General features: G+C 67.1%; 10 protein-coding genes. 2 read left to right on the forward strand and 8 right to left on the reverse strand.

The annotated features are described in order from the left end of the window. Positions 1–374 precede the first annotated feature (374 nt). Positions 375–1811, reverse strand: a complete 1437-nt coding sequence (locus QCD75_RS18315) for an FAD-dependent oxidoreductase (protein WP_301230847.1) — start codon at positions 1809–1811, stop codon at positions 375–377. Positions 1812–1985: 174 nt separating this feature from the next. On the opposite strand from QCD75_RS18315, the gene rarD reads away from it, so the two are divergent. Then, positions 1986–3017 carry an EamA family transporter RarD gene (rarD, locus tag QCD75_RS18320; RefSeq protein ID WP_301230848.1) on the forward strand — a complete coding sequence of 344 codons (1032 nt, stop codon included), beginning with the start codon at positions 1986–1988 and terminating at the stop codon, positions 3015–3017. A 133-nt stretch (positions 3018–3150) separates the two neighbouring features. On the opposite strand, the gene QCD75_RS18325 is transcribed toward rarD, so the two are convergent. After that, positions 3151–4023: a universal stress protein gene (locus QCD75_RS18325; protein ID WP_301230849.1), complete on the reverse strand. Its 873-nt coding sequence runs from the start codon at positions 4021–4023 to the stop codon at positions 3151–3153. Positions 4024–4224: 201 nt separating this feature from the next. Between QCD75_RS18325 and QCD75_RS18330 the strand changes: the two genes are divergently transcribed. After that, positions 4225–5043, forward strand: a complete 819-nt coding sequence (locus QCD75_RS18330) for an AMIN-like domain-containing (lipo)protein (protein ID WP_301230851.1) — start codon at positions 4225–4227, stop codon at positions 5041–5043. Positions 5044–5088: 45 nt separating this feature from the next. Here QCD75_RS18330 and QCD75_RS18335 read toward each other — a convergent pair whose 3' ends face one another. The 6 genes from QCD75_RS18335 to gabT all read right to left on the reverse strand — a co-directional run bounded on the left by QCD75_RS18335 (position 5089) and on the right by gabT (position 14939). Continuing rightward, on the reverse strand, positions 5089–6783 hold the full coding sequence (locus tag QCD75_RS18335; RefSeq protein ID WP_301230853.1) for an endo-1,4-beta-xylanase: 1695 nt from the start codon (positions 6781–6783) through the stop codon (positions 5089–5091). Positions 6784–6804: 21 nt separating this feature from the next. After that, the gene (locus QCD75_RS18340; RefSeq protein WP_301230854.1) at positions 6805–8547 is read right to left on the reverse strand and encodes a polysaccharide deacetylase family protein; all 1743 of its coding nucleotides are present in this window, start codon (positions 8545–8547) and stop codon (positions 6805–6807) included. A gap of 121 nt (positions 8548–8668) precedes the next feature. Then, positions 8669–10441, reverse strand: a complete 1773-nt coding sequence (locus QCD75_RS18345) for a polysaccharide deacetylase family protein (RefSeq protein ID WP_301230855.1) — start codon at positions 10439–10441, stop codon at positions 8669–8671. 19 nt (positions 10442–10460) lie between these two features. Beyond that, positions 10461–11801, reverse strand: a complete 1341-nt coding sequence (locus tag QCD75_RS18350; protein ID WP_301230878.1) for a glycosyltransferase family 2 protein — start codon at positions 11799–11801, stop codon at positions 10461–10463. A 2-nt stretch (positions 11802–11803) separates the two neighbouring features. After that, the gene (locus tag QCD75_RS18355) at positions 11804–12292 is read right to left on the reverse strand and encodes a hypothetical protein (protein WP_301230856.1); all 489 of its coding nucleotides are present in this window, start codon (positions 12290–12292) and stop codon (positions 11804–11806) included. Between the two features lie 1282 nt (positions 12293–13574). Next, positions 13575–14939, reverse strand: coding sequence for a 4-aminobutyrate--2-oxoglutarate transaminase (gene gabT / locus QCD75_RS18360; RefSeq protein WP_301230857.1), 1365 nt, complete (start codon positions 14937–14939; stop codon positions 13575–13577). Positions 14940–14951: the final 12 nt, after the last annotated feature.

A 14951-nucleotide genomic window follows, 5' to 3' on the forward strand; every position in this document is an offset into this window, starting at 1 on the left:
CTGCGCTGCGCCATTAGTTCCGCGCCCGCCAAAGACGCTGTCGACGCCGGAATACTGGAGCGCCCGCGTCATTGCGCGTCGCGAGGAAATCTGCGCCGCGGGCGCCGCCGACGGGCCGGCTCCACGCTGCGCCAATGATCCCGCGCTGCGCCAACTATCTTGCGCTGCATCTCCCAGCCCCGCACTCTTGCGCTGCATCTCCCAGCCCCGCACTCTTGCGCTGCATCTCCCAGCCCCGCACTCTGACCTGCGATGCGCAAAAGGCTCGGCGCCGCACAATGGGATCCACGCTGCGCCAAGGCGCGGTCGACGCCGGGATACCGGAGCGCCCGCATTTTCGCGCGTCGCGAGGAATTCCGCGCCGCGCAAAACACTCAGCCGCGGGAGATTTGCACCATGTCCTCGCGGGGAACCACCTTCACGCGTTCCCGCACGACGCCGTTGGCGTCCCCGGAAGCGGACCACTCCGCGCCGAGGGCCAGTTCGCGGGCGTCGAGCTTGTTCCAGCCTTCCCAGGTGGTGTATTCGATCCCGCGTTCCTTGAGGAGGTCGATGATCGCCTGCGGGTCCGGGTTCTGCGCCGGCGGGAGGTTCAGCCGGTCCTCGAGGAGGAAGCCGATCGTTTCCAGTGCGTCGCCCTTGGTGTGCCCGATCAGGCCCACGGGTCCGCGCTTGATCCAGCCGGTCGCGTAGATGCCGGGGACGGGATTGCCCTCGGCGTCGAGCACCCGGCCGCCCTCGTTGGGGATGACGCCGCGGCGGGTGTCGTATTCGAGTTCGTCCAGCGGCGAGCCGTGGTAGCCGATCGCGCGGTAGACGGCCTGGACCGGGTAGTCGAGGTACTCCCCCGTGCCCTTGACGTTGCCGGTGCCGTCCAGCTGCATGCGCTCGAACTTGATGCCGGTGACCTTGCCCGGGTGCGCGGCGTCGTCGTGGATCTCAACCGGGCTGTGCAGGAAGTGCAGGTGCAGGCGCCGGGAGGACGGCTCCTCGGCCTCGGCGTGTTCCTCGACGAGCCAGTTGGTCAGGGTGTTGACCATGGTGCGGATCTGGTTGTTGCTGCGGATCGCTTCATCCGAGGCCTCGTCGAACTCGAAGTCCTCCGGGTACAGGACGATGTCGACGTCCCGGGCGTGCGAGAGTTCGCGCAGTTCCAGTGGCGTGAACTTGACCTGGGCCGGACCGCGCCGGCCGAAGACGTGCACGTCCGTGACCGGGGACTTCTTAAGCGCCTGGTAGACGTTGTCCGGGATCTCCGTGACCAGCAGATCGTCGGCGTGCTTGACCAGCATCCGCGCCACGTCCAAGGCGACGTTGCCGTTGCCGATCACCGCGATTTCCTTGGCCTCCAGCGGCCAGTCGCGGGGAACGTCGGGGTGCCCGTCGTACCAGGAGACGAAATCGGCCCCGCCGAAGGACCCCTCGAGCCCGACGCCGGGAATGTCCAGGTCCGCGTCCTTGATGGCGCCGGTGGAGAAGATCACCGCGTCGTAGAAGGCGCGGAAGTCGTGCAGGGTCAGGTCGCGGCCGTAGGTGACGTTGCCGAGGAAGCGGATGTCGCCGCGGTCCAGGACTTTGTGCAGCGCGTTGACGATCCCCTTGATCCGGGGGTGGTCCGGGGCGACGCCGTAGCGGATCAGGCCGTACGGGGCCGGGTACGCCTCGAAGAGGTCGATGCTGACTTCAAAGTCCCCGTCCTTGACGTCGTTGGACTTGGTCAGGATGTCCGCGGCGTAGACGCCGGCCGGTCCGGCGCCGACGATCGCAACGCGGAGCGGACGTTTGGACGTGGTTTCGGCCGAGTTGGACACCGGGAGCCCTTCTGAGTCTTGGCGACAGCGCCAGTTCATGCAGCGCACAATCCCCTATTCTAAATGTCCGCGCTGATGAACGGGCGCCCCCGTGACCGACATCGCAGGGATCGGTGCCCGGCGCCGGGTGCATTGGAGCCGCAAGACAGGAATACGGGTCCCGGAGGTGGTGTTATGGATCTTGTGCCTATCCCCGACCGATCCCCCTCCCCTGCCGCGCTGAGCACTCCGGGCGCTGCTGCCCCCGGCGGCCAGTCGCAGCGTCCGCCGGCCGTCCTCAAGGCAGTGGATACGGACACGACGGCGGGAATCATCTTCGGGATCGGCGCTTACGGCCTGTGGGGGCTGATGCCGCTCTACTTCTTCCTGCTGCAGCCGGCCGGAGCGGTGGAAATAGTGGCCAACCGGGTGCTGTGGTCGCTGCTGTTCTGCACCCTCCTGATCACCGTCACGCGTTCCTGGCGCGTCCTGGGGGCCGCCTTCCGGACCCGGACGCTGATCCTCCCGCTGATCATCGCCGCGGTCCTGATCGCGGTGAACTGGCTGGTCTATGTGTACGGCGTGACCACCGGACAGGCCGTCGAGGCCTCGCTGGGCTATTTCATCAACCCGCTCGTCTCGGTCCTGCTGGGTGTGGTGGTGCTGAAGGAGAAACTGCGGCCGCTGCAGTGGGCCGCCGTCGTCATCGGCTTCATCGCCGTGGGCGTCCTGACGGTTTCCTACGGCAAACCGCCGTGGATTGCCCTGACCCTGGCGCTCAGCTTCGGCCTGTACGGCTTCGTGAAGAAGCGCGTGGGTCCGCGCGCTGATTCAATCACCAGCCTCACGGTCGAGACGATGGTGCTGGCGCCCGTGGCCGCGGCCGCGATGACGGTCCTGGCGCTCACCGGCGCCGCAACGCTGGCTGCCCACGGCGCCGCGCACTTCTGGCTCCTTGCGGCGTCGGGCATCATCACCGCCGTGCCGCTGCTGTTCTTTGGCGCCTCCGCCCGGCGGCTGCCGATGACCATGATCGGCCTGCTGCAGTACTTCGCCCCTGTGCTGCAGTTCATCGTGGCGCTGGCTGTGTTCCACGAGCCCATGACCACCGACCGGTGGATCGGCTTCAGCGTCGTCTGGCTGGCGCTGCTGGTGCTTACGGTGGACATGCTGCTGACCACGCGGAAGAACTCCGTCACCCGGAAGCTGGCCCGCGCGGCCGCCTGAGACTGGCCGCCCGGCGGCGGCGGCCGGCCGGGCCTGGCTCAGCCGTCGCAGGCGGCCGACGCCGGCCGGGCGCCCCGCCGGCGTCGCCCTCCCGTGCTGTCAGCCCTCCCGCGCTGTCAGCCCTCCCGCGCTGTCAGTCCTCGGGGCTGGTGTCGATCCGCACGTAGTCGCGCGGGACCACCACCATGGGAACCGGCAGGGCAAGGAGCACCTTGTGGGCGGTGCTGCCGATGAACAGTTTGTTCTTTTCCGCCAGGCGGGATGAACCCACGATCAGGATCTCGCCTTCGTCCCATTCGAGGTCGTCGATCGCTTCCTCAATCGTGCGCCCGTGGGCAACTTCAACGGTGACGTTGTGCCCGGCCGGGAGCCGGTGGGCCGCCGCGGTGAGGACGGTGTTGGCGTGGACATGCGCCGCGTTGATGTTTTCTCCGCCGTCCCCTTCGGCGTCGAGTTCCACGAGGGAGACCAGCCGCAGCGGGACACCGCGGCGTTCCGCGGATTCGACCGCGACGTCGATCGCCGCCTCCGCGCCGGGGCGCTGGCCCACCGCGAGGGTCAGCCGCGAGATCGGCTCCGTGCGGTGGTAGCCCCGGGGGGCCAGGGCCACCGGAACGGGCGAGGCGTGGAGCAGGGCGTTGGCCGCGCTGCCAATGGTGTACCGCTTGAACAGCCCGGAGCTGGCGGCGCCCACGACGATCAGGCCGGCTTTGTATTCCAGGGCCGCGTCAATGAGGCCGGCGGCATGGGAGTCGGCCTGGCGGACGTGGAACCGGGCCTCGATGTCCTTGGGGACGAGCGAGAGGCCCTCCCGTTCCGCGCTGAGGACTTCCTGTTCCGCGGCGCTGACACGGCTTCCCTCCGGGTTCATCGCGACATAGGGGGTGCGCCGGTCCACGACGTAGACGAGGTCAAGGTGCGCACCCTGGGCGCGGGCCATCGCGGAGGCCAGTGCGACGGCGTCGGCGCCGCGGTCGGTGGGTGTGTAGCCAACTACGTATCGCATGTATGAACCCCTTATGGGTCTGTGGCAGAAGCCGGCTTGGCTCCGGGGGTCCCGGGCGACGTCGGCCGGTCTGCGTTCCTGCAGTGGTAGGAACGACTCTAGCCCAGCAGGACCCGGAATTGGCCGTGGCAGTTCGTGACTTTCGGCCCTGAGCAGGGCAATCACCGGCCCCTAGGCTGGCAGGGTCGAGGGGAGCGCATCATGAGCGCAATCAACAACGGGAAGATCCACGCCAGTGCACGGAACGCCGGGGTGGGGGTGCTGGCCCTGCTGCTGGCCCTCACCGCCTGTAGTCCGTCCACCCCACAACCCGGCGGCACCAGCCAGTCCGCTGCGTCCTCCGGCGCGCCGCCGCCCGCCCCAGCCACGTCGACGGCGGCCACTTCGACGGCGGCCCCGTCAGCGTCCGCCACCGTGCCGGCGGACTCGGACGAAACGGCGCCGCCGCAATCGGGCGACAAGGTGATCTCCTCCACGGTCGCCCTCGACTGGACCTGGCCAGGCCCTGGCCAGCCGTTCGAAGCCACGCATACGAACCCGGTACCGCTTCCCCCGCCGGCAGCCGCACCGCTGCCCACGCTGTATGCCATCGGAGCCGGGATGCACCCCGCGGACACTCCCCCCTACGACCAGCTGAGCTTCCGGTTCCAGGGCGGGTTCCCAAGCTACAACGTCGAGTTTGTGCCCGAACTGCTCGCCGACGCCAGCGGCCTCCCTGTTCCCATGCCCGGCACCGGAGCCATCCTCAGGGTGGTGTTCCACGGAGCCCAGGCGCACACGGCGGACGGCACGGCCAGCACCATCACCAGCGCGCCCGCCCCTTCCATCGGCTACCCGGCCCTCACCAGCTACGCCCCGGCCGGTGACTTCGAGGGCGTCCTCACCTACGGGATCGGCGTTGGCCGGCCGATGGGTACGGTGCCGCAGACCAAGGTGCGGGTCTACGAGGTCGAGAAGATCGAGGGCGGCCAGCACCTCTACGTCGTCGCTATCCAGCTCGATGCCAGTTCCTGGAAGTAGGAAGCAACCCGGGGCCCAAAGTCCGGGTCGCCCGCGACCTGATTGTCAGCCGCCCAGCGCACGCTTCATCGCGTCGTACGCGGGAGTTGGCTGTCCGCCGTTGAACAGAAAATCGTGGCCCTGCTGCAGGTTGCCATGGTCGTCGATCGACCAGTCGTAGCGGTCGTCCACGCCCCACGTCGTGTAGGAGATGCAGGCACGCGAGCGCAGGCAGGTGGCCAGCACCGTGGCGTACTGCTCCGCCTGAACGTCCTTCCCCTGCTCATCCGTGACGTCGTTCTCCGAGATGCGCACACGGAGGCCGGCTGCCTCGAAGGTGGCGAGCGTCTTGGACAGCTTTGCCTGCGGAATGGCATCGGTCTCAAGGCTGTAAATGTGGGCCTGGAGGCCGACGCCGTAGATGTGCCCGCCCTGCGCGTTGGTGTCGAGCGTGAGCTTGAGCAGGGCGTCCTGGCGGTGCCCCGGCACATCGGCCCCGTTCTCGTTGATGAACTGCTTGACGTCCGGGTCGGCCTTGTAGACCGCCTGCGAGACGACCACCGGGTAGCCGGGTCCGAAGACGCGATACCAGATGTTCTGCTGGAGGCTGGTCCCCTGGTCGACGTCGAACGGCTCGTTGACGACGTCGAGCGAGTCGAGCCGTCCTTTGAAGTGCGTCACCACGGTGGTGACGTAGCCGAGCAGGGCCTCGGCGCTGGAACGGCGCTCCGCGTCCGTGCCACTGGGCAGGTCCTGCATCCAGCGGGGCATCGCCTCGCTGAAGGCGATGGTGTGGCCGTGCACGATCATGCCCTTGCTTTTCGCGACCGCGATGATCGCGTCGGCCTCGTCGAAGGTGTACACCCCCTGTTGCGGGGAGAGGAATTGCGGCTTCATCGCGTTCTCCGGTGTGACGGAGCCGAAGTTAGACACCAACTCCCGCGCGTAGTCCGCGTCGCCGGTCAGAGGGCCTAGCGCCACTGCCGCGCCGATCCGGAAGTCCGGCCGGGTTCTGGCGGCCAGTGCCTGCAGGCCCGCGGCTGACGGCTGGGCGTCGGCGACCGCGGCCCCCGAGGTGCGCAGGCCTGCGCTCCCCGGCGCATCCGCCTTGAGGGAGGTGACGTCGAAGGCCCCGGAATCGCTTGACAATCCGAGCCACAACTCCCCGGTCGAGAACACCTTTCCGAGGGGCAGCGAGGAGAGCGTGTCCGCGCCGCTGGCGATCCTCAGCGTGTCGCCGGACCGGCTCACCGTGAGCGGCGCTTGCGGGTCGCTGACCGTCACGTGCTCGTCGTGTACGGGGACGGGCTGGGTCACGTCTTTTCTCTGCGTGCCGTCGAAGACGGCGATCTCCAGCTTGTCGCCCTGGAGGGTGAGCCGCAGGGCCGCCGGCTCGAGCCGGAACTCGTCGGCGATCACCGGCGGCCGGTCATACAGCGCCCAGGACGCGTCGGCGGTCACGTTGGCGAACGTAGCGCTGAGTGTGAAGTCCCCGTTGACCATTAGGTGTGTGCCGGCCAGGTTGAGCGGCGGGTTCGGCTGGCCTCCCCCGCCGTCCTGCTGAACGATGCGCCCGGCGGTGGCGGAGACCTGCAGGCCGTCGCCGCCGGCCGTCACGCCCGGGACGTCCTTCCAGTCCTCGTGCAGCAGGTCGATCGTCACATCGGGCTCCGGTGTCGGCTCGGGTGAGGTGCAGCCGCCGAGGACGACGAGAAGGCCGCACGCCAGCACCACCTTCAGTGCGTGCGGGCGCGCGGCCATCCTGTCTCCTCGTCTTCGTCGTTAGGGCTTGGTCCAGCGTACGTCGTCGAAGTACGCCTGCACTCCAGAGTTGCCCTGGACGATGACCTGCAGGCTCGCCTTGGCGACCGCAGTCGTGCTGGGCGAGTAGGTGAGGTCGACGTTGGTCACGCCGGCGACCGTTACCCCGAGCTTGTACTGCCCGGAGATCCACTGCCCGGCGGCGTTGTACTCGTCGATGTAGAAGCCCACCTCACCGCTGGTTCGCGCCGCGATGTTGAGGTAGCCGGCGATCTTGTAGGTACCGGGCGTCACCGCGACCTGCGGGGAGAACAGATGCTTGTTCGCCGTGGTGGCCGTCAGCTTCACCGAGTTCACCGGGTTGGCCGGGCTCCCGTGGTTTGCGGCGTCGGCCACGATGGTGGCAGCCGAGTCGGTCGTCCAGCCCGAGCTGATGCCGGCGTCGAACGTGCCGTTGGCAACGAGGTTGGATGCCGGCGGCGGGGTCGTCTCTGCGCCGAGCGCCAGCATCTGCGCGTTGTCCACGTATGCGGTGATGCCTTTACCGGTCACCCAGATCTGCAGGCTGGCCGAGGCCACATTGGTCGAGCTCGGCGTGTAGGTGAAGTTCATCGACTCCACCCACCGCGTGTTCTCGCGTTTGCGGAACTGCCCGGAGATCCACTGTCCGGCCGAGTTGTACTCGTCGACGTAGAACCCGACCTCACCGGACGTGATCGCAGCCACGTTGAGGAAGGTCTTGAACATGTAGTTCGTCGTCGGCGAGACGGGAACCGTCGGCGAGAACAGGTGACCCGTCGTGGCGCCCGAGACCAGCTTCACCGACTTGGCGGAGTCGGGATAGCTCCCATTGTTGGCGGCGTCCGCGGTGATCGTCGACGGGGAGTCGGTGCGCCATCCGTCGCCGATGCCGTTGTTGAAGGTCGGATTCGCGAGTTTGTTGGGGCTGCCGTTCACCAGGCCCTTGCTGATGTTGACGTTCTTGATCTGGCCGGCCGCTACCTTGGTCTGCACGTACGCGGCCAGTTGGTCCAGCTCAGCCGTGCCGTACTCGTAGTCGTCCGGGACCTTGCTCGGCGCCGGCCTGATGTCGTGGAAGGTGAACACGGCCCACGTCTTGTTCGCGATCGCCTCGTCGACCTTCGCCTTCAGGGTGGCTACCGGGGTGGTGACCTCTTGGACGGGGACGTCGCGGAGCAGGTAGTCGCCGAGCGGCCAGATGTTGTTGCCCGTGTCGGCGAAACCGCGCATCGAGCTGTAGTACTTGGCAACCTGGGCGAGTGCGGACATGTCGTAGTCGCCGTACGGCGGGGCGAAGGCGGTCGGGTTGAAGCCGTGCGCCGCCAGCGCGGCCTTGCTGTTGGCCAGCTCGGCATCCACCTGAGCGGCCGTCAGCTTGGCGGCCTGGCAGTCGTTTCCGACGCTCACCAGGCACTGGTGGTCGACGGTGTGCGACCCGATCTCCCAGCCGTACGTGTTCTGCAGCTGAGTGATCTGGTCCCACGTCATGTACGGGACATCAGTGTTGGCGCGGCAGGTGTTCGGCACTGTCGTCATGCCGACGCAGTTGGTGATGACGTAGCTGGTTCCGGTGAGCCCGTACTTCTGCAGCACCGGCGCGGCCTGCGTCAGCGCGCTCAGCTGGCTGTCGTCGAAGGTGAAGGATACGAGCGGGGTTGCGACGGGGTTGTCCACGGCGGCGTAAGCGGCCGTCGGGGACAGCAGCGCGGCGGCCATGGCCCCCACCGCGACAATGATGGTCACGAGCTTGGTGCGCCCCCGCGCTAAGCACGTTCTGGTTCTAGTTCTGGTTCCGGTTCTGGTCATGAGACTCTCCGTTCTTTCGGGTGGCCGACGACGCCGGGGTTACACCGCCGAATGGTGATCACGGGCCCTGCAGCTGCTTGAACGCCTGCGCGACCGGCTGGACTTCGATGCCGCTATCGGCGACGAGCTGCAGCTGGGCGGCCAGGACGTCGCTGGTGATGGTGCTCCGGTCCGTCGCGATGGTGTGTTCCTGGGTGCCGCTCGAGTCGGGGGCGGCGATCTGGTGGTAGACGAGGACGAGCCAGCCGTTTAATCGGGATGTCTCGGCGAGCGCTTCGGCCAGGGTGGCCGGCGTGGTCTCGTCGGTCACATAGAGGACCTTCAGATCGTGTTGTTCGAGGTTTTGCCGGGTGTTGATGCCATCGTCCGTCCCGCGCACGACGTTGAAGTACTTGCTCGCGTACCAGTCGACCTGGGGGTCTACCCGGCCGTATGGGGGTGCCAGATCGTCGGTGCCGAGGCCGGCAGCGGCCAGCACCTCCTCGCTCTTGCGCAACTCCTCGTCCAGCCGGTCGGTGCCAATCGAGGTGAGATCGACGTGTTCGTAGCTGTGTGCGGCGATCTCATGTCCGGCTTGGTGCATTTGCTGCACCTCGGCGCCCGTAATGAAGTTCGGCGTCTCGATGGAGCTGGCATTCACGTACTGGGTGGATTTGAAGTTGTATTTGTTCAGCAGCGGCAGGGCCCGGTCATACACCGACTGCCAGCCGTCGTCAAAGGTGATCGAGACCATGGGCTGACTCCAGCGGAGGGGTCCCGGCTTGGTGATGTCGCTCAGCGAATAGCCGCGGACGCCGGTGGTGCCGTCCCCGTGGGACACCACGGTAACCATTGCCGTCTTCGCCCCGGGGGGGGCCTGGAACGACTCGCTGAGCGTCGTCCACTCTCCCGCCGGCGGCAGCGTCGCCAGGTTGTGGAACGCACGCCCGCCGTCCGCGAGCTCGAACTCCGCTACAACGTCCACCTGGCCCTCGGACCGGTAGGTCGCGCCGAACACGAAGTACTGGTCGGTGGTCACCGGGACCGGCTGGTACTGCCACTTCGCCTCGCCGTTCTGGTAGTTAGCGACGCGGGTCCAGAGGAAGCTGCCGTCTTTGTCCACGCCGCGCCCGGACTCCATGGTCGACGCCCCGGACGCGTACGGGGACCATGAGTCGGGTGCGTCCGGCCGGGGACCGGCGAGCCCGGGGTTGGGGACAAGATTGGCCGCCGCCTTAGCGGCGGGCGGCACCCGGACGTCGTCCGCCGCCTCTAGGTATGCGCCCTCGACCCGGATTGTGCCAGTCGATGCGAGCCGGAAGACGTACTCCACCGCGGTCGTCGTGTCACCGCTGGCGAACACGTCGCTCACCGTGAACGGGGAACTGCCTGGCTTCTGGAGAGGGTTCCGCAGTTGCTCCAGAGTTGTGCTGCCGTCGGCGTGGTGGTGGCGGGCCAGCATCGTGAAGTCCGCGTCGCTGGTGGTGAACGCCTTGAAAAGGTAGGTCTTGCCGGGTTCCACATCGACCCGTGGGCTCGTCAGCGTGACATCGCCCGAGGCGTACCGGGTGATGTCGAGCTTCAGTGCCTGGTCGTTCATTTGCCCGTCGACCAGCGTCAGAGAGGTCTGGGCGTCCCCGCTATGGCTGACGTTCCAGCCCCCCAAGAGGCCGGCGGGCGCCGACGGGCCGGAGGCCGCCGGAACGCCCGCCGCAGTCCGATCCAGCGCGGGGAGCAGATTCGCGCCCGGTCGCGCCCGGGCGATGCTGCTCGTCCCACCGACGTACAGCATCCACGCGGTGGTGATCATGACGACCACCACCGCGATGACTACGAGGGGATTCAACAGCACACGCAGAAGCCACCGGCGCTTATGCGGCATGAGCCACCACCGCCACGCTGCCGGCCCGCTGCGGGGACGTCCATGTGTTGATCTCGGGACGCTGGAACAGGCCGCGTGAGCGCGCGATGCAGCGAATTGCCGCCGTCAGCTGCACCAGATCCATGATGTAGAAGAGGAAGTACGCCGTCGGCGCGTAGATGGACAGCCGGGTGCGTTCACGCGCGGTCAGGTTCTCATCCATCCAGATCGTCAGCAGTGTGTAGGCGGTGATGGTCGCGTACGCCCCGAGTATCAGGGCGGGCGACTGCGTGGCCAGCGACCAGTAGACCGCGTACGTCCAGGCCAGGGGCGAGACAAGCAGAGTGAACTCGCTGAGCAGCGCCATCGGCATCCGGTAGTAGGTCAACGTGCCGGTGTACCGGCGGCTCGGGTTGAGCATCATGCCGCGGTACTTGATCAGGTTCTGGTTGCTTCCGTACTTCCAGCGGTAGCGCTGCTTCGCCAAGGCGCGGAGCGTGAGCACGCCCTCTGTCTTCGCGGTCACGTCAGCGCCATAGATCATGCGGAAGCGACGGTTGCCCAGGCTGGTGATCTTGGCGCTCAGGCCGATGTCCTCGGTCAGGGTGTCCGTGTCATAGAAGCCGACCTTGCGGAGCACGCGCATCCGGTAGGTGGAGGCCACCCCACCCACCACGAACTCGCAGTTCAGCAGCGAGTAGAGCTTCTTCGATCGGTAGCCGATCATGTGCTCGAACCGCTGCAGGATGCCGAGCACGGTCGTCTCCTCCAGGATCTGCACGTTGGCGGCGACACCGGCCACGTACGGGTCGTCGAAGTAGGACAGCGCGTTTGTGAGGGTGTCCGGCTCGATGATCGAGTCGGCGTCGAGCGTCATCACGAATTGGCCGCGCGCGTGCCGGCGAAGCGCCGAGTTGAGCGCCGCGCCCTTGCCGACGTTCTTGTGCATCCGCACGATGCGCAGGTCCATCTCGGGGTGACGCACCTGGTAGTCGCGGACCAGCCGGCCGGTGAGGTCGGAGGACGCGTCATCCGCGACGAGGACCTCGAAGGATCGGTAAGTGCTGTGCTGGATGGAGTCGAGCGTCCGGACGATCACCGTCTCCTCGTTGTGGGCGGCGATGGCGATGGAGACCAGCCCGGGCACCTCGGGGAGGGCGCGGCGGGTCCAGGTGGCCGTCGCCGCGCACTCCGCCTCGTACTCGACGGGGAGCCGGACTCCCCGCATCCTCTTCCGCCGCTGCTGCCAGACGTCGTAGAAGTTGGCGCCCACCAGGTACAGGCCGAAGTGCACGACGTAGAGGATGCTGACGACCGCGAACAGCCAGAAGATCACGAGCGGGATGTCCATGCTCACGCCTCCGTGGAGTTGGCGGCGAACGCGGGCACGTGCGCGGCGCGCCGGTTGCGATGCGCGCGGTGCGGCATCTTCACGGACGCGGCGACGGCGGCCGGCGCCTGGGCCGGCTGCAGGACCTGGTCGAACGTGGCGCTTGTGACGGCGGCGGCCGGATGGACCAGGTCGACCGCGGCCTTGGTGGTCGGCATGGCCGTGGTCGGCATAGCGGCGGCCGGATGGACCAGGTCGACCGCGGCCTTGGTGATCGGCATGGCGGTCGTTGGCATGGCGGCGCGCGACGCCTCAGTCTCGACGAGACGCGTGCTGGCGGCGCCGCGCCGATAGATCCGGATGCCGACGAAGCGGATGATTGCGGTGACGACCACCAGGCCCCACAGCACCACGCTCAGCTGTCCTACGAAGCCAAGCAGGCCCTCGAACATCGCGCCGTCCCGGCCGAAGGTCGCCTGTGCAGTCACTGCGACGCTCTGCATGTGCGTCATCGGAGGTCCTCCCCAGTTGCTTCATCCCGTATGCCAGCGTCAAGGGTGAGAACGGCGGCACTCTGCTCCGGGACTAAAGTCGGCTGTGGGGCATGATCGAAACTGTTCCCGAAAAGGCGCCCACCGGGATGGCGGGGTTTGTCCACAGAGATTGACCACGCGGCGGCGGTGTCGCCGGTGCGGTCCTCGGTTACCGTTGAGAGCTGAGTCACTGCATTTCCCCCTTGTCGAGCAAGATGTTGGCGTTGGCTTTGGGCCGTCACTTCCGCTCCGGGGGCGTTGCCACGCCTTGCCTGGAAAAGAGCAGCTCCTGCGCACAACCGGCACCGTTCCGGCGCGTTCTCTTGCAATGCGCCTGACGCTATTCCCGGTCTCAACGCCACTTTCGTCTTCGACGACGGGGATGCGCGCATCCCAAGACTGGGTCCCCAGGAAATCGATGGTTGCACTGAGGGTGTGTGAGATTCGGAGTGCCTCGCTGTACACGGAGGTGACGGTTTCCAGGTCAACTGGAGATCGTCTGACGTTATTCGGGGGAAGGAAGTTTCCTTCTTTCCCGGAAGAGAAGCGTGCGCCAAGGGCAAGACAGTGCTCTTCGAGGACATCTCGTTTTGGGTAACCAACTTGCACCTCCTAGATTCCGGCATGTGGCCCACTTCTAAACTATTGGGATGCATGCAGGGGGACACGAGTGCTGATTACGTGAATAATTTGCTTGCCGGAAGAGGAGCAGTACTTGGTCCGGCCGGGAGGTACTCGGATACATTGCCTCGGTTTACGCGGCCAAGGATGCCGCAGGCCTTCCGTAGGGCCCTAAGACCCCATTTTCGGTGCGTCATCACTTGGAAACGCCACCACAGGCGCAGGAGTTGATAGGTTCCCAGCCAGGAATAATTTCGCTGCGCGGGCTTTAAACTGCCACGGCCCTCCATTGCGCCGTCATTGTGACGCACTGGAGGGCCGGGGTCCGGCGAGCCGGCGCAGAGGTGCGGCGCCGCTCAAACTGGACTCAGACTGCGGGGCTGGTTGGATCCCGGTGTAATCGCGCGGGACCACCACCATGGGCATCGGAAGGCCGAAGAGCACCTGATGCGGTGCCGCCGATGATAGCGAGGGACACCAGCCGCAGCGCCCGGGGCGCGGGCCAGGGCAGAGTCCGATGCGACGGGGTCGGGGCCCCGAATTGGCCGTGGCACTTCGCGGCATTCGGCCCTGAGCAGGGCAATCATGCCGGCTGGCTGCCGGGAAGGGGTTGCCTTCCCGGCAGCTCTTCGCGACTGGGTTAGGCGTTCGCCTTGATGGCCGAGGCCAGGACCTGGAGGCCGTCCAGCAGCAGCTCGTCGCTGATGACCAGCGGCGGCAGCAGCCGGATGACGTTGCCGTAGGTGCCGCAGGTGAGGATGATGACACCCTCCTTGAGGCAGGCCGCGGCCACGGCCTTGGTCAGTTCCGGGTTCGGTTCCTTCGAGCCGGCCTGAACCAGTTCGATGGCCAGCATCGCGCCGCGCCCGCGGACGTCGCCGATGACCGAAGTATCAGAAAGTTCAGTCGCCAGTTCGCGCAGCTTGCCGAGGGCGATCTCCTCGATGTGCTTGGCACGGGCGTTGAGGCCGTACTGCTCCATGGAGCCGATGGACGCCAGCGCCGCGGCGCACGCCACCGGGTTGCCGCCGTAGGTGCCGCCGAGGCCGCCCGGGTGGACGGCGTCGAGCAGTTCGGCGCGGCCGGTGATGGCGGAGAGCGGCATGCCGCCGGCGATGCCCTTGGCCATGGTGATGATGTCCGGGATGACGCCCTCGTGGTTCACGGCGAACCATTCACCGGTCCGGCAGAAACCGGACTGGACCTCGTCGGCGATGAAGACGATGCCCTTGTCCTTGGCCCACGCGGCCAGCGCCGGCAGGAACCCCTCCGCCGGGACAATGAAGCCGCCCTCGCCCTGGATGGGTTCGATGATGATCGCGGCAACCTGCTCGCCGCCAATCTGCTTCTCGATCATGCTGATGGCGCGTTTGGCGGCCTCGGCCCCCGTGATCTCCGGGTTTTCCTCGCGGTACGGGTAGCTCATCGGCATGCGGTAGATCTCGGGCGCGAACGGTCCGAAGTTGGTCTTGTAGGGCATGGCCTTGGCGGTCAGCGCCATGGTGAGGTTGGTGCGGCCGTGGTAGGCGTGGTCGAAGGCGACGACGGCGTCACGGCCGGTGGCGAGGCGGGCCACTTTGACGGCGTTTTCCACGGCTTCGGCGCCGGAGTTGAACAGCACGGTGCGCTTCTCGTGGTCCCCGGGCGTGAGGCGGTTCAGCTGCTCGGCGACGGCCACGTAGCCCTCGTACGGCGTGACCATGAAGCAGGTGTGGGTGAAGTGCTCCACGGCTTCCTTGACCGCGCCGACGACGGCCGGGTCGGAGGCCCCGACGCTGGTCACGGCGATGCCTGAGCCCAGGTCGATGAAGGAGTTGCCGTCGACGTCGTGGATGATGCCGCCGTCGGCGTCGGCGACAAACACGGGGACGCTGGACGCGACGCCGGCGGCGACGACGGCCTTGCGGCGTTCGGTCAGCGCAAGGGACTTCGGGCCTGGGAAGTCGGCCTGGACGCGGCGCTTCTGCTCAAGACGGTAGGTGATGTCGTAGGCGGTGCTGGTCATGGGAAAGCCTTT

Origin of the sequence: Arthrobacter sp. PsM3 (genome assembly GCF_030433895.1) — a bacterium.
Lineage (GTDB): Bacteria > Actinomycetota > Actinomycetes > Actinomycetales > Micrococcaceae > Arthrobacter.